Consider the following 23,461-nt stretch of genomic DNA (forward strand, 5'->3'; position numbering starts at 1 on the left):
GTTATCTAATCTCATCAATTAAAGGACTGTCTGCATATGACACATATTATAGAAGTAAATCAATTAAGAAAATCATTCGGTACACTTGATGTGCTGAAGCAGGTATCGTTCAACGTGGAGCCAGGTGAGGTTATTGCCGTAATCGGGCCTTCGGGTTCGGGTAAAAGTACGATGCTGCGCAGCCTGATTCATCTTGAGGATATTTCGGGTGGCACCATTCGTATCCAAGGCCAGGCGCTGGCTGAGAACGGATCGTATGCAGGTGCCGCGGATATTCGGAAGATTACGGATCGCATGGGCATGGTCTTTCAGCATTTCAACCTGTTTCCGCATTTGACGGTACAGGCGAATCTGGAACTGGCACCGAAGACGTTGAAAAAAGAAAGCTCAGCGATCATCCGGCAGCGCAGTTTGGAATTGCTCGGTAAAGTAGGGCTGTCTGACAAGGCGGATGCTTATCCCGCTAACCTGTCCGGTGGACAGAAACAGCGCGTAGCGATTGCACGCGCACTGATGATGCAACCCGACATTCTGCTGTTCGACGAGCCGACCTCGGCACTCGATCCCGAGCTGACCGGAGAAGTGCTGCGTGTCATCAAGCAGCTGGCACAGGAGAATATGACGATGATGATCGTCACCCATGAGATGAGCTTTGCCCGCGATGTCGCTGACCGCGTCTTCTTCATGGATAACGGCGAAATCGCCGAAGCGGGACCGCCGGAGCAGATCTTCGGTAATGCCAAGCTGGAGCGCACACGCACGTTTTTGCAGCGCGTGGAAGTGGAAGGGTAGAGGTTCAGACGAGTTAAGATATGAATGTAAACGGGATCCGAATTCATTGGTTCGACGAAAGTCGACGATGGATCCGGATTTTTTTAATAAAATCGGAATATTTACAAATAATGGAGCATATTTTTCCAGTTAATCAAGTATAATAAGACTACTTATTAAACAGGGAGGATTTACCTTTGGATCAACGTCACAATGATGTGGACCGTTATTATAGCGATCCGCTTCCGCCACCACCTTATGTAGTACCAAAAACCAATAGCAAGTCTATTGCAGCTCTTGTTTTGGGGATTTTGTCGCTCACCATACCATACTTGGGATTTTTTATTGGTATCGTAGCTATCATATTTTCGTCGCTGGCACTGAAAGAACTCAGAATTCGTATGGAACAAGGGAAAGGGTTGGCCATTGCGGGTCTCGTCTGTGGGATAATTGGGACGGCCCTCTATGCTATTCTCATTATACTTGTCCTGCTATTTACTGTTGTGGTAAGTACCAATGTTACTTCTACATACTAAGTGTTTGAGCAGTTTCCTACCTCTTTTTCTTCATGATCAAAAAAAGCAAGGCCGTGTATAAGCAAACACCCGCCGTTATTGAGGTGAGGCCGTTGCTTATAACACGCCTTGCTTTTTATTTTCCATCCTACACGTGAAGCACTGCCTCACTATTTACTTCTTCAACCTCATTCGTGCGATGCATCATGAAATAGGCAAAGGTAGCTGCCAGACCAATCACCGCAAAGATGCACAGAATTCCGATCTGATCCCATGCCACACCGAACTGTCCACTCGAAATAACAGCTTTATACCCGGTTACCGAATAAGTCATCGGCAGCCATGGGTTGAAACCTTTCAGCCAATTCGGAATGAGCTCCAACGGGAACGTACCTGCACTAGTAGTCAGTTGGAAGATTAACATGAGAATCGCCAGGAAGCGGCCGGGATTCTCTAACCAAGTAACCAGAGCCTGAATGATGTACATGAAGGTCAGGCTGGTAACGAAACTGAATAAAAGGAACAAAGGCACGCTTTGAACTTCCAGGCCCAAGCCGGACAAGACAAGCCAGGAAGCGAGCAGGGATTGCACGGCACTCATGATCGTGAAAGCCAGCGTTCTGCTCACAAAACGATTCCAGCCACTCGCATCGGTAACCGAGCTGCTACGTGTTGGTACAACCAGCGTTGCAATCAACGCTCCGACAAATAGTCCCAATGACAGGAAGTATGGTGAGAATCCTGTACCATAGTTGGGCACTTCATTATGTTTATGTTCATCCACCTGAACGGGCTCTGCGTACATCGATACGAGTTCATCCGTCTTTTTCACACTACCCGTTTGATCGGCGGCATCATTCAGTTTGGTGGCAAGCTCACCAGAGCCGTCGGTCAATTTGGAGGTACCTTCTTTTAAATCTCCAGCGCCATCATCCAGCTTGCGGGAACCATCGGCAATGGTGGTGATTCCGTCTGAAAGTTGGTCCAATCCATCAACCAGTTTTCCTGCACCTGCGTTTAATTGACTCGAACCCTCTGAAAGTTTGGCTCCGCCAGCGGTAGCCTCAGACAACTTGGCGTTGAACTGCTGGAGGCCAGTCGCAAGCTGTACCTGTCCAGCGGACAATTGCGTTGCTCCTTCTAGAAGCTGCTGCTCACCCTGCACTAACTGGCTGCTGCCTTGGTGCAGTTGCTGTTGAGCAGCTTGCAGGTTTTGGCTGCCTTCGAGCAATTGCTGTCCACCTTGATATACCTGTTCGCTACCAGCGGCAACAGCCTGGCTTGCTGCCAGGAGTTGCTGTACAGCCGGGTTAGCAGCTAACTCTGGACTAGCTTCAGCTAATTGGGCAAGACCTTGCGCAACGGCCTTGGCACCTTCACTTACTTTGCCACTGCCTCCGACTGAAGTCTGCAATCCAGCGGTCAGCTTGGCACTGCCATCCTCGGTTGCTACCAGTCCAGCATCCAATTTTGCGACTCCTTCCTGAGCAGATTGAATCCCAGCCTGTAACTTTTTGCCGCCAGCTTCAGCCTGTGCTGCTCCGTCACCAAGCTTCGTACCTGCTTCCGCCAATTGTGACAAACCATTGGAAAGGGAGCTGGCTCCTGTATGAAGCTCATCAATACCCTGAGCTAAGGTGTTCGTGCCTTCTTTTAACGGGGTAATGCCTGTTTCGAGTTTGTTGGTTCCATCGGCCAGTTTGGATAGGTTCTCTTTCAGCTTGGAGGCACCTTCATCCAGCTTAACCGCACCCTCGTTGATCTGACCTGCGCCGTTTCCGGCATCTGCCAAACCGCTAGAGATTTTCTCTACCTGATCCAGCAAGGTTTCCGTATATGATTCCGTCACTTTCGCAGAGACTTTGGATTTGATCTGTTTGACCGCTGTCCCGCCAATCTGACCCGCAAGGAAGTTGTATCCTTCATTGGGTTCATAGATCAGCTCTGCCGGTTGTGGATGGTCATCCATCAGAGTGGTTGCTTTCTTGGAAAAATCCTCTGGAATAACAATCGTCATGTAAAATGTGTTGTCTTCCATGCCTTGCTCGGCTGCTTCTCGGGTCACAAATTGCCAGTTGAAGTCGTCACTTTTTTTCAATTCATCGACCAGATTCTGTCCGACTTCCAGCGATTTGTCATTGTAGGTTGCCCCCTGATCCGTGTTGACCACGGCAACAGGCAGTTCATTCATTTTGCCGTAAGGGTCCCAGAACGCATTGAGGAACAGACCGCTATACAGTACCGGAATGAACAGCACCACGAGAATCGGAATAAATACTTTTGGTTTCTTGAAGGCAGATTTCAAATCCTGCCCAAATACAGTGAATGATTTCATCATGTTCTCTCCCCATCATTACGCTACTCTGTTGCTATATCTATCTCTAATTGATAAAGGATTCATATTCACATCTTTCTTTATGTAGGGGATAATCCACTTTTGAGAAAGAGGCCCACGAAATCCTTGATCTGATCCTTGTGCAGCGAAGGATGCGCTTTGTTCCAATCGGAAGTTAAGGTGACATACAGCTTCAGCAGGACAAAAGAGACCAGTCTGGGATCGTCTTCACGAATCTGCTCTAGTTCCATGGCTCGCAGAACTTGGCGTTCCAAATATTCGAGAATCGCGGTCTCTACTTTCTGCAAACCTTCCTTCGCCTGAGGCGTGCCGAATTTGTTTACTTCCTGAAACAGCTTGATCAACAGCTCATGTTCCTCTCTATACTCCAGCAAAGCGTCCATGCTCTGGTGTACGTTCTCAAGAAATGGTTTGTCGTCCTGCACAGTTTGTTCCGTAATCCGCTTCATATCAGCAATGATCGAGTGGAGGATCTCTCCGAACAGTTCTTCCTTATTCTCGAAAAAAGTATAGATCGTACCTTTGCCCACATTGGCCAGTCTCGCAACTTGCTCCATTGTGGTGGCTTTGTATCCAAACAGCGCGAACGATTTCTCAGCAGAGTCAATGACCTGCTGCCTTCGATCGATGGTTTTCATGGCATATCCACCTCCTTGTTTTCTGAATGAGTAAAAGGTGTGTCTATGGTTGACCGGATTACAAATTCGGTCAACTGGTCGTTTATAACTGTAGCATTCGGGCAGGGTTGATGGATGTGATCTTTTTCATAATGTACATGGGGGAGTGAGAAGGTTATTCAGGGAATCAGTATGTGACTCAGGCAGGTGCGAATGTGATGCTCACATGAAAACCCTGAGGGATTCGACCTCAGATTTTGTCGAAAAGGGGTATTGATTGCCTTTTGGCACAGTAATGTGATGGCACCTCCATCGGCAAATAAGCAGGTCTTTTTCGCATTAAAGGCCCTCCAATCGCATTACTGCCATTGGAAGGCCCTTAAAAGCGCGCATTTAGTTACCTACCAATCTTTGAAACTTGGCAGTAAACTTTTATAATTTTTCTATCGGCCGATAGCATCGTTAAAAAAAATTATGCTAACAGTTACAACTCAATCAACAATATTAACTCTCAATCATAAAGGGTCGGTATAAGCGACATTTTCTATGAAAGGGTGCGTTGTCATGGAAGCCACAGCGGAAAGGTTAAAGAAGCTAGAGAAACGGAGGTTTACGATTAAGAGAACGACTTCTTATCGCCGCGCCACCCTGTGGAACGCAGGAACTGCTCCCAACTGAGCGTATCGGGATTCAGGCGACGGCTCCATTCGACATCATGCTCCTTGCCGAAATAGCCGTATTCGACTGCATACTCAACCATCCCCAAAATTTCTTGGACAAGAAGATCGTTGGCGGCGAAGTCTGGAAAATATCGCAGCAGGCCATCCTTGGTGTAAGCATTGCGATATTCGGCCTTGATGCCGGTCACGCGCTGAAAGGTTTCGACCATCTCACGCGGTGAGAGGATGTCGCCGACGATTGGAACCGTTCTTCCATTATAAAGCTCGGGGTTCGAGAAGATTTCGAGGACAACCGGTCCGGTCGCCGTCAGCGGATCAACAAAAGGTGCGTGGAAATCTTCGGGCAGATAGATTGGTAGCAAGAGAGTGTCACCCTCCATACGCGGCACATAATACTCAAGTATGTTTGTGTAGAAGAACGACAGCATTACGAAGGAATGGGAGATCGGCAGGCTGCGGATGTAGTCGGCGACGCGGGCTTTGTCGGTGAAGTGCGGGGCATACTTCCTTCGTCCTGAAATCTTGTCGACATTCTCAAGGGTGCTGAAAACAACATACCCGACGCCGGCCTCAACGGCGGCATCCGCCAGTTCGCAACCTAGAGAGAATTCAATTGTCTCCGGCGGAGCGATGGGCGGTGTCATCAGAAATGCACCATCCGCACCCTTGAATGCGGCAACGAGGTCCATTTGGTGGCCGAGTCCGGGTGGGACCGTTACGAGTTCAGCGCCAAGCTTCTCTAGGCTTCGAGCCTCCGGCGAGTGCTGATTTCGGGTCAGCGCGCGCACGCGGAAACGCTGGCTCTGGAGAAGCGTCGTGGCAACGCTCCGACCTTGTTTGCTGGTTGCACCGACAATTGCGATAAGCGGTTTATCGATTGTAGACATGGTTAACTCTCTCCTTTTCTATCCTTTACTTTTTATACATTTATTTCACACCTTTATTGTTGTACACACCTTAATATTTGTAAATACACACAATAAAGTAACTTAAATACTTACTTCTAGGTATGTATTAGACTTAGCAGAAAATAAATGTGATAATAAAATCATCCGACGAAAACCGTAGGTTTTTAACATATGTGAGGTAGGATTATGAAACAATATAATTTAGGTATCGAGGCAACACTTGAAATACTCGGCGGGAAGTGGAAAGCCTTAATCGTATGTTTACTTATGTCTGGAACTAAGAGGACAGGAGAATTGCAGCGTCTTATTCCAGATGTTTCTCAAAAGGTTCTCATACAGCAGCTTCGTGAGCTTGAAAGAGATGGTATTGTAGGAAGGCATGTATATAATGAAATGCCTCCGAAAGTTGAATATTATGTAACGGAATATGGAATCACGGCTAACAAAATTATTGATGTAATGTGTTCCTGGGGCAGCGATAATATTAAAATGCGACAACAGCAAGGAGAAGATGTGGGCTTGCTGGAAAACGAATTATAATAGCCAACCGAAACGGCACCTGCACTAAACTGTTATCACGAAAGAGGCTTGGGGGGCGTGAAACAGCGTGAGCCGAGAAGTGAAAATTCGTGATAACCGTTTTTATCACCCGTTGCCGGTGCGCATGCCCTGCTGTTTGATGGCTTCCAACTGCATTTGCAAGGCTTTGGCCCGTTCACTGGGCAGGATATTTTCACGCTGGTTGGTGTTGTCCTCTACCATCTGCGTGATGGCCTGCTGGTCCGTCATGTTGCGGATAATACAGTGCATCTCCGCAAATTCGGCTAATTCGCTGGCTTTCTGGCGGCGGTGGCCGGATTCGATTTCATACCCGCCATCTTCGCGGGGGCGCACAATGGCAGGCTTGGTTACACCCTTGTCCTTGACGCTTTCGTAGATCCCGGTTGCACTCCGTATGGAGTGCGTGGATTGAAATAATGATTTTTTATGAACGATCAAATGTTTCAGTTTACATATTGAAGTGTACACTAGATGTTTATGTAAACGTGTACTTTTCACATAGAGATACTAAACCTGGTTCAAGAAAAAGCCAACTTGTCATTAGTAAGATGTTTGCGTAAATCAATTAATGTAGAAGCTCTTGCAGATCTGCTGCAACAACTTTTCTAGTGAAATCCATTTCTACGACAACAGGAGTTATTGTTCAACTATCTCCACATTAAAGGAAGGTGGAACGTAACTCATCATCCAAAGTAACCTGATACAAATAAGCCGGAGGCGCATGTTGGGCCGCACTCCGGCTTGTTTGTATTTGTAGAGATTCATCCTGCTCTAAAGTAAGCTAAATTAGCTCTTGCAATCATCCATAATTAAAGATATATTATTAATTAATTAATTGATCATTTAATTAATTAAAGTTTAGTTTGAAGAGAGGGGAATACATTTGGCAAGACCTATCAATGAAGAAAAAAGGTTGGAGCGTCGTAAACGGATCCTAAAAGAAGCAGTTGTTCTGTTCGCAGAAAGCGGATATTCAAATACCACAACGGCTATCATTGCGAAGAATGTGGGAGTGACTCCTGGAACCATTTTTCAATATTTTCCTAGCAAAGAAGCTTTATTCTACGCAGCTGTCCTTGAACCGCTTGCTGAAATTCAGGTCAAATCGCTTGCTTGTCTACAACAAGAGGGGACGCCGGGCGGATTGATTAAGAACATGGTGGAAGAACAATTCAACCATATCTATTTCTATACCAATGAGTTACGGCTAGCTCAATCTGTCTTAGGACAACGAATAAGGTTCCCTGAACTTACACAGAAGGTCCTTGAAAGTATAAAGGTAATGACGGATGCAATCGAAGATGTCTATGCCAAAGGACAGTTAAGGGGAGAATTCAACAAAAGCTTTTCGCCAGCCATGATCTCTCGTGCCTATATCTCTTTCTTAAATGGAGTGGCCTTAACGCTTGGAGAAAGTATTACTCATCATCCCGAGTGGGAGAATCTGAAGCGGCATGCCTTTTATTTGTTCGCCCCCGTACCACCTATAGAAAAACTGGAGGAGCCTGAATGAATCAACCATCCTTACAACCCAATCCTAACGTTCGTATGAAAAAACGGAACAAAATTTTATGGAGCGTAGGAATTGTGCTTTTGCTTGTGATAGTTCTTGTGTTTTTTATATCGTATAAAGTAGTAGACACCTTGTTGCACCATCCGAGAGACACGAATGTCAGCTACGAATTGAATATCGATAAAACGCCCTACGAAGAGGTCGAGTTCAAGAGTTTGAAAAATGATAATACGATTAGAGGTACCTTCTTTTCTGCAAATGTTAGTGGTAACTCAAGCGATAAGACAATTATTGTCGTCCATGGGTATACGAGCAATCGTTTAGTCAAAGGGCGGACCCAAAAGATAGCAGAGCATTTCGTTCCAAAAGGTTACAATGTATTGGCATTTGACCTCAGCTCGCAAGGGAAATCCGATGGTGATTTGATTACACTGGGCCTCAATGAAAAATACGATTTGCTGGCAGCAGTAGACTATTTAAAATCCAGAAACCATACGGGTGATAATATTGGAGTGATCGGCTTTTCAATGGGTGCCGCTACTTCTTTGCTAGCTACAAGTGAAAGTGACGACATCAAAGCTGTAATTGCGGATAGTCCATTTCGTAATGCGGGTCTATTTCTGAGAGAGGGTTTACCTTTCTTTTCAGGTTTACCTGCATTTCCATTCAGTTATACATCCACTTGGATGGCCAATTGGGTCTATAAAGTTGATCTTGATTCCATATCTCCTATGGACGCGGTGAAAAAAATGCAAGACAAGCCCGTTATGCTGATTCATGGTACTGGAGATCAGCAAATTAGTTATAAAAACACAGAAATCATTTACGAGTCCTTGAAGGATAACCCAAACGCAGAAGTATGGTATCCGAAAAATACGGAGCATATCGATGCAATCAACCACTACCCTACTGAATATTTCGAGAGAGTAGATGGCTTTATGGATGAGTATGTAGGAAAATAAATTCAATCCAAGAGAACTTATCAGTAGAACGGGATTCAGGTGGAGTAAAAAAACATAATATCAATAATTTTCAGCCTGTAGTGTAGAAAAACACTATAGGCTGAATTTACATAGAAAAACAGATGTTTTTTAAGCGAGAAAAACGATGGAAGCAAGGGCTCCCACCTAAAGAAAACACAAGTGAACGAAAAGACAGTCCATTGTTGCTCTCTCACAGGAACGCTAAGATGAAGTTGTTGAAGCGTTTACATTATATGGTGAAGGGAGCTTAACTCGGATGCCAGAAATTACGATCAGGCTGTATGAAGGCAGGACGGATGAGCAAAAGCAGGAGATCGTGGAGGTGTTCACACGCGAGCTATCTCGTATTATCGACCGTGAGCCGGATTATATTTCCGTTGAATTCAATGAAATCCCATGGGACGAGAACGTTCCTGATAATTTGAAAGCCATGCAATCACAGAAGCAAGGAGGGGAGAAGACGTGAAGCCGGCGGACATTGCGCCGCCAAGCCGAGGAACAGCCAGACTTAACTCGTCTGGTCTGGGCACTCGGCTCGGAGATGCGGGACGTTATCTGTGGCGATACCGGATACTATATCTGCTCTCCGTACCGGGCATTCTGTATTTTTTCCTTTTCAAATATGTACCTCTGTTCGGCTCGATCATTGCTTTTCAGAACTACAACATTTTCAAAGGCATCACCGGAAGTGATTGGGTAGGCCTGGAGCATTTCCAGAAGATGTTCAGCCATTATGACTTTTTGCGAATTCTCAATAACACACTTCTGCTCGGAATATATGATCTGGTGATTGCATTCCCGGTACCGATCTTACTGGCAATTCTGCTGAATGAAGTACGGATGATTGTGTTTAAGCGTTTGTTGCAAACGATTGTTTACATGCCACACTTTCTGTCCTGGGTCGTCATTAGTGGTATCTTCATGGGTATTTTCTCGATGGATGCCGGGGTGGTGAACAAGGCACTTGGATTTCTGGGCATGCAGCCGATCTACTTTCTTGGAGAAGACTCGTACATTCGTTCCATTCTGATCGGTTCTGGGATCTGGCGCGACTCCGGTTACGGAACGATTATTTTCCTGGCTGCCATTGCGGGAATTAATCCCGATCTGTATGAGGCGGCAGAGGTGGATGGAGCCGGACGTTTGAAGCAAATATGGTCGATTACCCTGCCATCCTTACTGCCGACGATTATGATCCTGCTACTGCTGCACATCGGAAAGTTCCTTGATCTGGGCTTTGAGCGTGTGTTCGTATTCCTGAATCCGCTCAATCTGGAATCTGGAGAAATTCTCGATACGTATATTTACAAAGCTGGCCTGCTCTCACAGCAATACAGCTATACAACGGCTATCGGATTGTTCAAGTCGGTCGTGGGTTTGATGCTTGTTCTACTCGGTAATTTCTTCAGCAAAAAAACAACCGGCGAAAGCCTGTATTAGGAGGCGAGATAGATGCGTACCCCCAGTGTCCGTTACCGTATATTCCGCATTGGAAATCTCGTTTTTCTTACGCTGCTCTCGTTGACGATGATTCTGCCTTTCATTAATGTGCTGGCTCAATCTCTTAGCAGCTCGGAAGCGATCATGGGCGGAAAGGTTAGCTTCTGGCCTGTCGCTTTTACCTGGATCAATTATGAATATGTATTCGGCGATGCTTCGTTCTGGCGGGCCTTTGCGGTATCCGTTGGTGTGACGCTGTTTGGTACGCTGGTCAATCTCGCTGCAACGGCATCGCTGGCGTATCCCGTTTCCCGTCCAGAGTACAAGGGGCGCTCCCTGGTCGTCATGTTTGTCTTGGTGACCGTTGTATTCTCGGCGCCGCTCATTCCGAACTTTATCCTGATGAAGGAACTGCATCTGGTCAACAATCCGCTGGTTCTGATTGTGCCAGGAGCGATTAATGCCTTTAACTTTTTCGTCATGCGCTCGTTCTTCGCACAGCTTCCGGGCGAACTGATCGACGCTGCCCGTATTGATGGCTGTGGGGAATTCGGTATCATCTGGCGTATCGTCATTCCATTGTCCAAACCGGCTATGGCATCACTCGGCATTTTCTATGCGGTAGGCCACTGGAACGCCTATTCCACCGCGCTTTATTATCTGAATGATCCGGCCTGGTGGCCGATCCAGGTAACACTCAAGAAGCTGTTTGAGAGTGACGATATTTCCGTCGATCCAGGTTCAGCCGTCTATAGCACCCTTGCACATACATCGCCGGAAGGCATCAAAATGGCAACCATCATCATCGCCACCCTGCCGATTATTATCATTTACCCTTTCCTGCAAAAGCATTTTGTAAAAGGAATCATGGTCGGCTCCGTCAAATCTTAAGTACAAGAAGCATACAGATCTGACGGAAACGGGGGAATGGCGATGTTCAGAATCTTGATTACGGACGATGAGCCGATGATTCGGATGGGTCTGGCGAAGATGATCAAACAAGCGGGACTGTTCGACTGTGAGATACGTCAGGCAGCGCATGGGGAAGAGGCCCTCCAGGTGGTAGAGGCCTTTCGGCCACACATCCTGTTTACGGATATCCGCATGCCGACGATGGATGGTATTGAGCTGTGCCGACGTTTATCCGAGCAAGGCAGTACGATGCGCATTATTGTGGTTTCCGGTTATTCGGACTTTGAATATGCAAGAGCCTGTATGGATTATGGAGTAAAGCGATATCTGCTGAAGCCTGTGGGACGACAGGAGCTGCATGAACTGCTGCTCAAATTGCTGGCCACCGAAGAGGATAAACCTACGGCTTCTCTTGTACCCGTGAGGGAGCTGAATGATTGGGCGATGCGTCTGGAAGAGGCCATATGGGAGCTGAGACAATCAGATGTCACGGAGCTGCTCGCAGCATGGTCTGGTCGTTACCCGTCATATTCCTTGATGCCTGAGCAGACAGCGGAGCTTTTTCAGGAATTGCTGGAATTGATTGTGGCCCGCATGAACGCACGTGGCAACGGAACGATGAGTACATCCTGCGAGATAAATGAAAGCGCTTCCTCAAAAGAGTGCTTCGAGGCTTTGGGCAACGAAATCCACACGTTAATGAAGACGATCAAGGAAAAGCGCAGTGGCAAGCGCAAGCATCCAGTGGAAGAAGCAAAAGCCTATCTAGAGAAGCACTTGCGCCGCGAAGTGTCACTGGACGAGATTGCCGCCAAGCTGGGCCTTAACCCGTCCTACTTTAGTCAACTATTTAAGCAGACGACAGGGCAGACCTTTATCCAATACCGGATACGCAGCAAAATGGAACTGGCCAAACGCATGCTGGAACAGCCGGGCAACCGGATTACGGATATATCCTACGAAGTGGGGTATGCGGATCATCCCCATTTTACGAAGACATTTAAGAAAATTACCGGACTGACCCCGTCCGAATATCGCAGCAAGTTGGGCATTGAATGATGAAGCGCAGCCTGTCCATCCGTCTGTTCTTTCATTTTGCCGTCGTGATTACGTTGTCACTGTCCGCCATCGGCCTGTTCACCTATACCTATGCCTCGACTGAAATGAACGACCAGCTTGCGGACAACATCGCCCAAACGATGCGCAATACGGCGTACCAGACCGATCTGTATTTGCAAAATTATGATCGTGCAACCTACTCCATTCTCTCGAACGGAAGTGTGAAGCATTTCCTCGATATGAATTCGGAGGACAGTTATGCCTATTACGAGTACAGCCGTCAGATTAAGACGAACGTGTTCCCGCCTGTTTTTATGTTATACCCACAGATCAAGTTCCTGTATGTTATCGGGGATAACGGGCGTGTTGTGATTGATGACAACCAGAATTCAGCTGGCATACCGGATATCGACGCGGCACAGCAATATAAGGAGTTGCTGGCTGCAACCCCTGCAAATGGAGAATCGACGTTGCTTACCCGCAGTATTCGCAGTGGACAGAGCGCCAATGTGATTACGATCGCTCGCCGGATTAGAGGGGTATCCTCCTATACGCCAAACGGAGTACTGGCGATGGAAGTAAATGTGCTGGAGCTTGACAAAATATGGGGAGAACTCGACCTCGGTCAAGGTGGGTATCAGTATGTGATGGATCAGAACGGAACTGTAATCTACACACCCGGGGACGAAGAGGCGCAGACAGCGATGCCGTCCAACACTGTGAACAGGCTTATGCACATGGAGGCAGGATCACTGGAACAGAACACGGATGGCACCAAACGGCTGCTCATATCGGAGCTTTCTGCATATTCGGGTTGGCGTTTTGTCGCTTCCGTGCCGCTGTCGGAGCTGCAAAGACCGATTGCAACGATCCGTTCAGCCACATTATGGGTTGGTGCAGGGACCTTGCTCGCCGCGCTTGTCGTGGCCTACCGGATCGGAGCATCTCAAGTGGAACCTATTCGTGTGCTGATGAACGGAATGAGACAGACGGAGAAGGGAATCTGGAACAAGGTGGAGATGAAGGAAAGGCGCGATGAAATTGGTGTGCTGATCCGCAGCTATAATCTGATGGTCAGCCGCTTGTCGGACATGATTGAGAGTGTATACGAGTCGGAGCTGCGCCGCCAGAAGTCGGAAATCGAGCTTCAGCAGGAGGCGCTGGAACGGCACCGTGCGGAATTTCAGGCGCTTCAGTTGCAGATCAATCCGCATTTTCTCTACAACACCCTGGAAACGATCAAATGTTATGCCGTCGTACAGGACTCCGAAGAAATTGCACAGATGGTGGAATCCATGGCTCATATGCTCCGTTATTCCATTCAGACCAATCTGGAGGAAATTACGGTTGCTAATGAGTTAAAGCATGTGCTGGCCTACCTTTCCATCATGAAACATCGCATGGATCGAGAGCTTGAAGTTGAGGTTATCATTGCGCCGGATCTGTTGTTGGAAAAAATGGTTCGACTCACCCTTCAGCCACTGGTGGAAAATGTGTTACAACACGCATTTCCGCGAGGCATGGAGCCCGGTCACTTTATCCGTATCGATGCTCGGCGCCTGGAAGATCGCTTTCTTGTCATCGTCCAGGATAACGGCATGGGCATGAGCGAGGAGCGCCTAGAGAAGCTGCGTGATCGTCTGGAATTGAATCGTCTGGCAGGCGAAGATTCCGATGATGTCTACCATCGCGGAGGTATCGGACTCATGAATGTCCATCGGCGGATTCAGCTTGTATTTGGAGAAACGTATGGCTTGATGATTGAGAGTGAGCGAGGTTTGGGAACGACCATTACGATGGCGCTTCCTGCAGATCAGCATAGCAAACGGATTTAATTGAACCTATACAGGGAGGAAGATCAAAATGAATATTAACTTGCAGAACAAAATTGCGCTGGTTACCGGATCCAGCGGAGGAATTGGTGCTGCCATTGCTGGGGCTTTGGCACGTTGTGGAGCAAAGGTGGCTGTGAATGGCCTGCATAATATGGATCGGGCGGAGGAGGTCGTGGCCGCCATCCGGGATGCTGGCGGTGAAGCAGCTGCATTTCAGGCAGATGTGACCGATACGAATGCCATAGAATCGATGGTTGGGGATATTACGCTCCGCTTTGGCGGTCCGATTGATCTGTTAATTAATAATGCAGGGCATCTGGTGGAGCGGAGCCCCATTGAAACGATGAGCGAGGAGCTTTACAGCCAGATTATGGATGTCAATCTGAAGAGCGCCGTATTTGTATCCAAAGCGGTCATTCCAGGCATGAAGGCGGCTGGAGGCGGCCGAATAATTAATCTGACCTCGGTAGCGGCTCATAACGGGGGCGGTCCGGGTGCAGCTATTTACGCAGCCTCCAAGGCAGCTGTCATTGCGTTAACCAAAGGACTAGCCAAAGAACTGGCTCCTGGCGGGATTACAGTCAATGCCCTTTCACCGGGCTTCATCGGGCAAACGGCATTCCATGCTACGTTCACCTCGGCGGAAGGCCGAACTTCTGCGGTAAGCAGCATTCCGCTTGGACGGGAAGGGACACCCGATGATGTCGCAGGAGCGGCGCTGTACCTGTGTTCCGAGCTGGGTTCTTTTATAACCGGAGAAACGATTGAAATCAATGGCGGAATGTACATGCGTTGATGCTACACCATTGCGATAAGGAGGGGACGATACGATGGAAGTGAAGCGGAAGCTTGCAGAAAGACCGTTGTACCAACCAATCAGCGGGCCGTTCCATGTGGACTATGCACCTGACGAACATACTGTTCTGACAGAAAATCCGCCAAGGTTTACCTGGATGGCGGCACAGCAGGAGGATGAGAATGCCTATCTGCTGCAGGTGTCGGTGGGGCCTTCTTTTCAGGAAGAAGGGACGATGACCTTTGTGCCGCTCCCGTATAACTTTTTCACGCCTGACCGGGTGTTTGAACCTGGGGAATATTATTGGAGATATGCGCTGCTTGTAGATCATCCAGTGCAGCAAGATAGCGAAGCCAAAGCGGACGCTGTGCTGGGTAAGCAACAGGAAATGTCGGCATGGAGTGAGGTGAGGCGATTTACGGTACCAGCGGGATTACCCGACACACCGATACCTTCTCGGGCCCAGCGGTATGTTGCCACGGACACGTCTCACCCCCGGTTATGGCTCGGAGAGAGTGGGCTAAGGGCACTTGCGGATGGCATTGCGTCAGATGCTACATATTGCGGCTGGGATGTGTTTATGGCAAAATCCGTGGAGACGTGGGCCAATCGCGAACTGATCTGTGAACCGCTGCCTTACCCGGAGAACAAACGTGTCGCCCCGCTCTGGAGGCAAATGTACATTGACTGTCAGGAAACGTTATATGCGATTCGGCATCTCAGCATCGCGGGGCGGGTGCTACGTGACGAACGGTTGCTTGAAGCAGCCAAAACCTGGCTGTTGCATGTGGCGGCTTGGGATACGGAGGGAACGACATCCCGTGATTATAACGATGAGGCGGCCTTTCGGGTCGCAGCTGCACTCGCTTGGGGCTATGATTGGCTGCATGATGAGTTGAACAGTGAAGAGCAAGAGGTGGTAAGACGCAGTTTGCTGCGGCGGACAGAACAGGTAGCCCAGCATGTGATGGTCCGTTCGAAGATCCATCATGTGCCTTATGACAGCCATGCTGTGCGTTCATTGTCTTCCGTGCTTGTGCCCTGCTGTATGGCCTTGTTGCATGAGGAGCAGCAGGCTGCAGAGTGGCTGGATTATGCGATCGATTATTATGCCTGTCTGTACTCCCCTTGGGGTGGCAGTGATGGGGGATGGGCCGAAGGTCCAATGTACTGGACAACAGGCATGGCCTATGTGACTGAAGCAATGAATTTGTTGCGAAATTATGCGGGCATCGATTTCTTTCGTCGGCCGTTCTTCCAGCGTACCGGAGATTTTCCACTCTACGTGTACCCGCCCGACGCTCGGCGTGCCAGCTTTGGAGATCAGTCTACGCTGGGTGACCCGGTAAACTTGAAAACAGGCTATCTTGTCCGCCAACTGGCGGGTGTTACAGGCAACCGCTGGTACCAGTGGTACTTTGAGCGTGTCCGCCAATCCGATCCGGGGACAGAGGGAGCTTTTTATAATTACGGTTGGTGGGACTTTAACTTTGACGACTTGGTATACCGCCACGATTATCCACAGGTGGAGGAAGAGTCGCCTGTGGACATTGAGCCGCTTAAGTGGTTCCGTGATGTGGGGTGGGTAGCCATGCATCACCGGATGGACGATCCGGATGAGCATGTTATGCTGCTGCTCAAATCGAGCCGTTATGGCTCCATCAGCCACAGTCATGCGGATCAGAACAGCTTTACCCTGCATGCATTTGGTGAGCCGCTTGCGGCGGATACGGGCTATTATATCGCGCACGGCAGCTCCTTTCACCGGGAATGGCGCAGGCAGACACGCTCCAAAAACAACCTGCTGATTGGTGGAACAGGTCAGTATGCTGAGAACAACAAGGTGCTGAATATGGCCGCAACTGGGCAGATCGAGGAGGCCTATTGGCGGGATGGCGATGGCTATGTGCGCGCGGTAGCGACCGATGCCTATGCCAGCACCGTACCCCATGTGAAGCGTGTTGTACGGGAGATTCATTTTCTGCAATCCTCCTATTTCGTCATTGTGGACCACATTGATCTGGAGAAGCCGGACAGCGTTCAATGGCTGTTCCATGCACTGCACCCGCTACAGCTGAAAGGGCAGAGCTTCCGTCTGAACGGTAATAAGGCGGGGCTTGAAGGCACGTTTGTATATGCTTCCTCCGGTGAGTTGTCGCTCAGCCAGACGGATCAATTCGCAGAGGTGGACCCGGCAGAGTACGAAGGGTTGGAAAGACATTATCATCTGAGCGCAGAAACGCGGCCTGCCTCAAGCCATAGAATTGTAACGCTGCTTGTGCCATATAAGATCGAGGAGCCGAAGTATATCCCTTATTTCATTGATGACCAGGATCACGGTATTCATCTCTATTTTACCGACAACGGTGTAACGAAGAAGATCGAGGTATCCAAGACGTACTAGGGAGTGCTGACCTAAAGAAAACGCAATCTCATCTAAAACATCCCCATTGTTGCAGGCGGTGGGGATGTTTTAACATCTATTTGAAAGCGCTTCACCAACGAGTGGTACCTAAATCTAAATTAGGATGAAAAGAGGGGTAGCATGAAAAAGTGGATGGTCTCAGGCATGGCGCTATTGCTGGCGGCAGCTGTTATGACGGGGTGCAACAAAGGGAGCGGAGCGGCATCCGGTGAGGGAGGGGGAGACGGCAAAACAAAATTCTCCATTTCACTACGGACGCTGGCGTATACCTATGTGGAGAAGTCACCGGACATTAACAAGGATCAATGGGTGAAGAAACTGGAGGATCTGACCAATACCGATCTGAAAATTGTCCTGGTGCCCCATAAGGAATATGAACAGAAAATGGTCCAGATGTTTGCCACCAATGATATTCCTGACGTGGTGCAGGGTGACGGCGGCGTCAACGGCAAAGAGATGGCCGGATCGGTCGAAGCCGGGGTATTTCAGCCCCTGGATGAACTGTTGCAGCAGTACGGGCAAGATTTGCTCAAAGCCGTGCCGAAGGAAGCCTGGGACCAGGTAACTCATGACGGTCATATCTATGCCATCCCTGAATATTTATCCAATCCATCCCGCCGGGCAACCTGGATTCGCAAAGATCTGCTGGATCAAACGGGACTACCGGTACCAACTACAGTTGAGGAAACGATGGACGTTTTGCGCGCCTTTAAGAAGCTCGGCGTGGAGAATCCCTATATGGGACGTGAGGATTTCAAATATGCAGATACCTTTTTCGGTGCCTATGACGTACAGCAGTTCCTGTCCATGATGGAGCAGCAGGGCGACCAGGTTGTTCCGAAGTTCATGGATAATGAGAATATGCAGCAAGCCCTAACTGTCTATAAGACGATGTACGAGGAAGGGCTGATCAACAAAGAGTTCGCGACCATCAATTCCACCGTATTCAAAAATACAATTCTCTCAGGCAAGGCGGGCATGTGGTCCATGAATGCCAACGAACTGATCCAATGGGAGAAGCAGATTAAAGCGTCGGTTCCCGATGCCAAAATCGAGATTATCCCTTCCCCTGTCGGCCCGGACGGAAAGGGCGGTTATTATTTGTACGGTCCGGTGACACGTGCCTACTTTATTAATAAGGATGCGGCTGATCCGGCTTCCATTATCCGTTTCTTTAACTGGATGGTGTCTGACGAAGCGGAGAAGTTCTTCACGTACGGTACAGAAGGAGAGACCTATACAGAGGATAATGGAGTGATTTCATATACAGCTCCAACAGACTCTGCTGGCGTGGACGAAGAGCGTTACCGTCAGTCGTTCTTATGGTTCGTACAGGACACGACGTACAATAAAGGCTCGTTATCGCTGACAGAAGAAGGCAGAAAGCTGATGAATATTTACGATACCATCTTAGCCAAAGAAGGTAGGGATGGCATCAACTTTGATCCGCGTTTGGAAGCTTTTGTACAGAATCCCGATATTGCTCCCAATTCGGATACACCTCCTCAGGTATTGCTCACACACATGATCAAGATGGTTTATGGTAAGGAGCCAATTTCCGATTGGCCGAAAGTGGTAGAGGAATGGAAATCCAAGGGCGGCGATCAGGCAATCGAAGAAGCCACGGAGAAATTTAAAAAAGGTGAAGGCGTGTCCGCACCTCGTCGCTAACTAAGAAGGATGGAACCAGTGTAGTGAGTCAGCTGAATACGGAGGGGATACAAGTGAATGACGTGTTCAAAACGTGGAAGAAGCGGGTTGTACTTGTTGCCATGTCTGTCATACTCATTAGCGGTATTACCATTCCCGTGCATGAAGTCCGGGCGATGGAAGACGCTGATCCTCATTCTATTTTAAATACTACGCAGGAAGAAAATATCCCAGATCCGGAGGGTCCGGAGCTGGAGATTTACGCGGAAAACTTTGATGACCCGGACAATTTTGGCTCTACAGGCGGAATTGCACTGAGAGCTCCCTGGCTGCAGGAAGGAGTAGGTGGAAGCAAGGCCAAAACATCATCTTCCACAACTGCACCCTCGCTGCCCAACATGATCAAGATTGACGGAACCGATGCACTCGCGCTGCCACTTGATCTGACTGGATACGGAAATATTCGGCTGAGCTACTACACACGTGCGTCGTCCTATATAAGCGGAAGCATCATTATCGAATGGTCGAAGGATGGAGGCAGTTCCTGGGCAACGCTGGAGACATTTGAACTTCCCCCAGGCACTCCAGATGTGAAGAACAAGGAAGGGAATACGCTAAAAAGCTGGACGCTGGGTTCGGAAGCGAACAATAACAGCACGGTGAAAATTCGTTTTCGGACAGGAGATGCCATGCAGGCCAACATGTATATCGACAATGTTGCCATTTATGGTCAGGCTATTCCCGGTATAACGCCTGCCCCATCGCCAGTTCCGCCTGGAGAGGAGAATACTGAATTTACGCCACCACAAGGAGTGACTTTATACGAGGATGTGGAGATTGGCACGGCTGGTGGGCGAGCAATCTATTCATCCATTGCTGTTCCTGAGACAGCGGCAGCTGAACCGATGCCGGTCATGGTCTATATCCATGGAGGTGGATGGAATCACGGGGACCGAAAGCAGGCATTGAACTCCATTTGCAATTATGTACTCAAACGCGGTTACATCGGTGTATCTCTGGACTACCGGCTGACGCCTGAGGCGCCTTTCCCTGCCCAGATTCAGGATGTAAAGCTTGCTATCCGATATTTGCGGGCAAATGCGGCGCAGTACAACCTGGACCCGAGTCGTATAGGCGTCTGGGGATCATCTGCGGGCGGCCATCTGGCTGCATTGCTCGGTACAACAGGGGACATTGTGGCTGGTGACACTGTAATGCTCGATACAGGAGTGACGGTAGATGCACCTGATCTTGAAGGTTCTGGCGGATGGCCTGAGTATTCCGACAAAGTGCAGGCCGTTGCCGACTGGTACGGACCCGCTGATTTTACAACGACATTTGCCAATAACTATAGCTCGGTCACGGCTCTGCTTGGTGGGCAACGTGCGTTTGATGTTCCGGAGCAGGCCAGACTTGCCATGCCGGGCACGTATGCTTCACCGGATGATCCACCGTTCTGGATTCGACACGGTGATGCTGATGCCACCATTCCTTACACAGACAGTGTTACTTTCGCGGGACAGCTTCAATCTGCGGGTGTCCCGATTGTGGATATGAAAGTCGTACCTGGTCAGGGCCATGGATTTACAGGGACGGCTTCCGAGGTTGCCAATGCGGAGGCATGGGCCTTTCTTGATGAACATGTGAAGAACCGGATCGTTACGGAGCCCATTATGTTCAAAAGCAATCCCGAACACACTTCGCCTGGAGCCGAAGAAGAGGAAGAGGAAAAACCGTTGATTGAAAAGGTCATCGCCAGCAAGCTGCCAAGTGACGATGCGGCGATTGACAGCAGCAAGCCTGATCTGAATTTCAATCAGGCCACGGGCTCCAGCACTGGATTACTAAGCATCTCTTCCACTTCGTCGACCAAGAAATATGTGTATTTCAAGTTTGATATGGCCGGAAATGAGCCCGAAGGAGATCGGTATCGACTACGGATTGCCGCCAAGAAAGGCACATCGAATATCGATACAGAGTTGTCTCTATATGGTTTGAATGAAACAGACTGGAGCGAATCATCGTTAACCTGGTCGAATGCTCCGGTCCAAAGTCTCAGCGAAAGTTCGCTGCTTGGCAAATTCCAGGTCACGGCAGATCGTAGTGGAAGCCCGGCCGTCTATGAAGTGGATGTAACCGATTATGTGAAGAGTCGTCCAGATGCGGGGGAGGTTGCATTTTTGCTCGCAGATGCGGAATCAACAGGTATTTCCGTGAACGTATACACCAAGGAAGCCAACGGAACGAGCAATCCGCGTCCACAGTTATCGGTCATTGCTTTAATCGAAGAAGGCAGTGACGCGCAGTCACCAGAATGGGAACAGGGAGCTATACTTGAGATTCGCAACTGGGGAACGGATTTTGCGGAACTGAGATGGCCAGCGGCCAGCGATGATACGGCTGTATCTGCCTACCGGATATATCGGGATGGAGTTTTGCTGGCTGAACAAGGTAAGCAGTCATTTCGTGACAGCGGACTTGCAGCCGGAACATCGTACACGTTTCAAGTGAGGGCGATTGATGAAGCTGGCAACGTCAGCAGTGCCCTATCATCCGATTTGACCACCCTTACCGTTCCGGTATCGTCCCTGCCTGTTGCCTCCGTCTCGGCAAGCGGTAGCGACGGCAACCTGGCGACTAATACCATCGACAATAACAGTTATACACGCTGGTCTGTTGCCGGAGAGGGGCAATGGATCACATTTGATCTGGGGCAGGCACAGCAAGTGGGCTATGTTGGGATTGGTTTTTACAAAGGGGATGTCAGGAAGACCTTTTTTGAAATAGAAACGTCTGTTGACGGTGATCATTGGACCCAGGTATATGGCGGCGAAAGCAGCGGGGATACAACAGAAATGCAGGCATTTGATATCCCGGATACTTCTGCACGTTATGTACGGATCACCGGACATGGCAATTCTGATTCAAGTATTTATACAAGTCTGACCGATGTGCATTTGTATGCTCCTTTTGTAGGGGGAGGGACGCCTGTTGCCCTGATTCCATACATTGAGCCTCAATCACCGGAGGGAACAGAGCCCTTTATCGCTCCAGGTCTGACGGAGACAGATGGAACACCACATGCAGTCCATCCTCCTCATACTGTAACCGGACGTACGATTGATGTACGGGATTACGGAGCAGATCTGGCTGATCATACGAGTGATGACCGACCTGCAATACAGGCTGCCATTGATGAGGCCAGCGTTGGTGATGAAGTGTTTTTGCCTGATGGAGTGTACAATTTGTTGTCCGGGCCGGATGGAACTACCAACCTGATGCTCAAATCCGGGGTGAACCTGAGAGGAGAGAGCAGTGGAGGAACCGTGCTCAAGACATCGTTGGATCAGGTGACGGGCAGCGCCGTCCTGAAAGCATCGGCTCAGCACAGCATTCTCGTATCCAATATGACCCTAACTTCATCCTGGTCTGGCAGCTACACGACCGATCACAAATCCAACAATCCCTCCGCAGGGGGGCCGGATAGCATGATCCACATCACTAACTATGGTGAGGAACCATCGTATGACATTACGATCGACGGTGTAATTGTGGAGAAATTTAAACGAATGGCTATCCGCATCGAACACAGCCGAGATGTCGTTGTGAAGCATGCAACATTCCGCAATGCAACAGATCTGGGCCCTGGGGGTTCAGGCTACGGAATTTCCATTCAGGGAACGGCCAAGACCGATCGGCTCGGCTTTGACAATGATACGTTATGGAATGTGGTGGAGGATAGTACGTTTGAGGGCCCTCATCTCAGACATGGAGCGTTGATCCAGTTTGTCGCCCATAACAACGTGCTGCGTGGCAATACATTTAACGGAACGAAGTTGGATGCTATTGATCTTCATGGTGAACTGGAGTATTTGAATGAAATCTCGGGCAATGTCATTACGGATGTGCTGACAGGCGCAGGGATTGGACTTGGCAATACAGGGGGTTCAGCACCCAGCAATCACAGCAAGTCGGGCAAAGGAAACTACATTCATGACAACACGATCAGGAACAGCCAAATCGGCATTTCGGTAACCATGGGCACCCCGGATACTCTAATCGAGGATAATCTGATCGAGAATACAACCACGATTACAGATACGGCAGGAATCAAAGTGCTGAATGGACCGGGCACGGTAATTCGAGGCAATGTGATCCGTAACAATACCGCTAGCGGTTACTGGGGCGTGCGTCTTGAGCGCGACAAAGGTGATGCCGGAGCCGGCAATATTGGCGAAGGAAACCCCGAGAATGTGTTAATTGAAAATAACCGAATCGAAGGTAATACAAACGGAATCGGACTCTTTGCCGGAGTCGGTATTCTGCTGAAGGCCAACATTCTAAACAATGTGAATGAGGACTATTACAAAGCAGCAGGTGTTACAGTTACCGAGCTGTAAAGGATCAGAGCAAGTAGCCTAGCAGGCGTCTATATAAGTT

General features: G+C 48.9%; 18 protein-coding genes. 14 read left to right on the forward strand and 4 right to left on the reverse strand.

Translation table 11 applies throughout. The annotated features are described in order from the left end of the window. Nucleotides 1–36 precede the first annotated feature (36 nt). The gene (locus CRO25_RS11530; RefSeq protein WP_079695067.1) at nt 37–792 is read left to right on the forward strand and encodes an amino acid ABC transporter ATP-binding protein; all 756 of its coding nucleotides are present in this window, start codon (nt 37–39) and stop codon (nt 790–792) included. Nucleotides 793–968: 176 nt separating this feature from the next. Further along, on the forward strand, nt 969–1,307 hold the full coding sequence (locus tag CRO25_RS11535; RefSeq protein WP_079695068.1) for a DUF4190 domain-containing protein: 339 nt from the start codon (nt 969–971) through the stop codon (nt 1,305–1,307). Nucleotides 1,308–1,434: 127 nt separating this feature from the next. On the opposite strand, the gene CRO25_RS11540 is transcribed toward CRO25_RS11535, so the two are convergent. The 3 genes from CRO25_RS11540 to CRO25_RS11550 form a co-directional block, all read right to left on the reverse strand. Continuing rightward, complete coding sequence (locus CRO25_RS11540; protein ID WP_079695069.1) at nt 1,435–3,621, reverse strand: YhgE/Pip domain-containing protein; 2,187 nt, start codon at nt 3,619–3,621, stop codon at nt 1,435–1,437. Between the two features lie 80 nt (nt 3,622–3,701). Then, entirely contained in the window at nt 3,702–4,280 is a 579-nt protein-coding gene (locus tag CRO25_RS11545) for a TetR/AcrR family transcriptional regulator (protein ID WP_079695070.1), read from the reverse strand. A gap of 595 nt (nt 4,281–4,875) precedes the next feature. Beyond that, the gene (locus tag CRO25_RS11550) at nt 4,876–5,826 is read right to left on the reverse strand and encodes an NmrA/HSCARG family protein (protein WP_079695071.1); all 951 of its coding nucleotides are present in this window, start codon (nt 5,824–5,826) and stop codon (nt 4,876–4,878) included. Nucleotides 5,827–6,033: 207 nt separating this feature from the next. Here CRO25_RS11550 and CRO25_RS11555 point away from each other — a divergent pair, with 207 nt between their 5' ends. Then, nucleotides 6,034–6,387, forward strand: coding sequence for a helix-turn-helix domain-containing protein (locus CRO25_RS11555; protein ID WP_079695072.1), 354 nt, complete (start codon nt 6,034–6,036; stop codon nt 6,385–6,387). 105 nt (nt 6,388–6,492) lie between these two features. Here the strand turns inward: CRO25_RS11555 and CRO25_RS11560 are convergent, their stop codons facing one another. Further along, on the reverse strand, nt 6,493–6,846 hold the full coding sequence (locus CRO25_RS11560; RefSeq protein WP_256863624.1) for a ParB/RepB/Spo0J family partition protein: 354 nt from the start codon (nt 6,844–6,846) through the stop codon (nt 6,493–6,495). A 445-nt stretch (nt 6,847–7,291) separates the two neighbouring features. Between CRO25_RS11560 and CRO25_RS11565 the strand changes: the two genes are divergently transcribed. The 11 genes from CRO25_RS11565 (at nt 7,292) to CRO25_RS11615 (ending at nt 23,421) form a co-directional block, all read left to right on the forward strand. Then, nucleotides 7,292–7,921: a TetR/AcrR family transcriptional regulator gene (locus CRO25_RS11565; RefSeq protein WP_079695073.1), complete on the forward strand. Its 630-nt coding sequence runs from the start codon at nt 7,292–7,294 to the stop codon at nt 7,919–7,921. Beyond that, complete coding sequence (locus CRO25_RS11570) at nt 7,918–8,883, forward strand: alpha/beta hydrolase (protein ID WP_079695074.1); 966 nt, start codon at nt 7,918–7,920, stop codon at nt 8,881–8,883. Before CRO25_RS11565 ends, CRO25_RS11570 begins: the two co-directional genes overlap by 4 nt. A 277-nt stretch (nt 8,884–9,160) precedes the next feature. Then, complete coding sequence (locus CRO25_RS11575) at nt 9,161–9,370, forward strand: tautomerase family protein (RefSeq protein ID WP_063567830.1); 210 nt, start codon at nt 9,161–9,163, stop codon at nt 9,368–9,370. Between the two features lie 56 nt (nt 9,371–9,426). After that, entirely contained in the window at nt 9,427–10,344 is a 918-nt protein-coding gene (locus CRO25_RS11580) for a sugar ABC transporter permease (protein ID WP_079695379.1), read from the forward strand. A gap of 12 nt (nt 10,345–10,356) precedes the next feature. Continuing rightward, complete coding sequence (locus tag CRO25_RS11585) at nt 10,357–11,235, forward strand: carbohydrate ABC transporter permease (protein WP_063567831.1); 879 nt, start codon at nt 10,357–10,359, stop codon at nt 11,233–11,235. A gap of 42 nt (nt 11,236–11,277) precedes the next feature. Then, nucleotides 11,278–12,315: a response regulator gene (locus CRO25_RS11590; RefSeq protein ID WP_079695075.1), complete on the forward strand. Its 1,038-nt coding sequence runs from the start codon at nt 11,278–11,280 to the stop codon at nt 12,313–12,315. After that, nucleotides 12,312–14,150 (forward strand): sensor histidine kinase, encoded by a 1,839-nt coding sequence (locus CRO25_RS11595; protein WP_079695076.1) that lies wholly within the window; start codon nt 12,312–12,314, stop codon nt 14,148–14,150. Before CRO25_RS11590 ends, CRO25_RS11595 begins: the two co-directional genes overlap by 4 nt. Before the next feature lie 28 nt (nt 14,151–14,178). After that, nucleotides 14,179–14,946 (forward strand): SDR family NAD(P)-dependent oxidoreductase, encoded by a 768-nt coding sequence (locus tag CRO25_RS11600; RefSeq protein ID WP_079695077.1) that lies wholly within the window; start codon nt 14,179–14,181, stop codon nt 14,944–14,946. Nucleotides 14,947–14,980: 34 nt separating this feature from the next. Then, complete coding sequence (locus CRO25_RS11605) at nt 14,981–17,350, forward strand: DUF4962 domain-containing protein (protein WP_079695078.1); 2,370 nt, start codon at nt 14,981–14,983, stop codon at nt 17,348–17,350. A 141-nt stretch (nt 17,351–17,491) separates the two neighbouring features. Next, a complete protein-coding gene (locus CRO25_RS11610) occupies nt 17,492–19,042 on the forward strand; it encodes an extracellular solute-binding protein (RefSeq protein ID WP_179132144.1) in 1,551 nt (516 codons plus the stop codon). Nucleotides 19,043–19,065: 23 nt separating this feature from the next. After that, the gene (locus CRO25_RS11615; RefSeq protein ID WP_256863625.1) at nt 19,066–23,421 is read left to right on the forward strand and encodes an alpha/beta hydrolase fold domain-containing protein; all 4,356 of its coding nucleotides are present in this window, start codon (nt 19,066–19,068) and stop codon (nt 23,419–23,421) included. Nucleotides 23,422–23,461 lie beyond the last annotated feature (40 nt).

This window comes from Paenibacillus sp. RU5M (assembly GCF_900221055.1).
GTDB classification, from domain to species: Bacteria; Bacillota; Bacilli; order Paenibacillales; family Paenibacillaceae; genus Paenibacillus; species Paenibacillus marchantiae.

What these genes read in the sequence shown, in the direction of transcription:
- CRO25_RS11530 (WP_079695067.1), top strand. Translation starts at nt 37, where the DNA reads ATGACACATATTATAGAAGTAAATCAATTAAGAAAATCATTCGGTACA.
- CRO25_RS11540 (WP_079695069.1), bottom strand. Translation starts at nt 3,621, where the DNA reads ATGAAATCATTCACTGTATTTGGGCAGGATTTGAAATCTGCCTTCAAG.
- CRO25_RS11545 (WP_079695070.1), bottom strand. Translation starts at nt 4,280, where the DNA reads ATGAAAACCATCGATCGAAGGCAGCAGGTCATTGACTCTGCTGAGAAA.
- CRO25_RS11550 (WP_079695071.1), bottom strand. Translation starts at nt 5,826, where the DNA reads ATGTCTACAATCGATAAACCGCTTATCGCAATTGTCGGTGCAACCAGC.
- CRO25_RS11555 (WP_079695072.1), top strand. Translation starts at nt 6,034, where the DNA reads ATGAAACAATATAATTTAGGTATCGAGGCAACACTTGAAATACTCGGC.
- CRO25_RS11570 (WP_079695074.1), top strand. Translation starts at nt 7,918, where the DNA reads ATGAATCAACCATCCTTACAACCCAATCCTAACGTTCGTATGAAAAAA.
- CRO25_RS11575 (WP_063567830.1), top strand. Translation starts at nt 9,161, where the DNA reads ATGCCAGAAATTACGATCAGGCTGTATGAAGGCAGGACGGATGAGCAA.
- CRO25_RS11585 (WP_063567831.1), top strand. Translation starts at nt 10,357, where the DNA reads ATGCGTACCCCCAGTGTCCGTTACCGTATATTCCGCATTGGAAATCTC.
- CRO25_RS11590 (WP_079695075.1), top strand. Translation starts at nt 11,278, where the DNA reads ATGTTCAGAATCTTGATTACGGACGATGAGCCGATGATTCGGATGGGT.
- CRO25_RS11595 (WP_079695076.1), top strand. Translation starts at nt 12,312, where the DNA reads ATGATGAAGCGCAGCCTGTCCATCCGTCTGTTCTTTCATTTTGCCGTC.
- CRO25_RS11600 (WP_079695077.1), top strand. Translation starts at nt 14,179, where the DNA reads ATGAATATTAACTTGCAGAACAAAATTGCGCTGGTTACCGGATCCAGC.
- CRO25_RS11605 (WP_079695078.1), top strand. Translation starts at nt 14,981, where the DNA reads ATGGAAGTGAAGCGGAAGCTTGCAGAAAGACCGTTGTACCAACCAATC.
- CRO25_RS11610 (WP_179132144.1), top strand. Translation starts at nt 17,492, where the DNA reads ATGAAAAAGTGGATGGTCTCAGGCATGGCGCTATTGCTGGCGGCAGCT.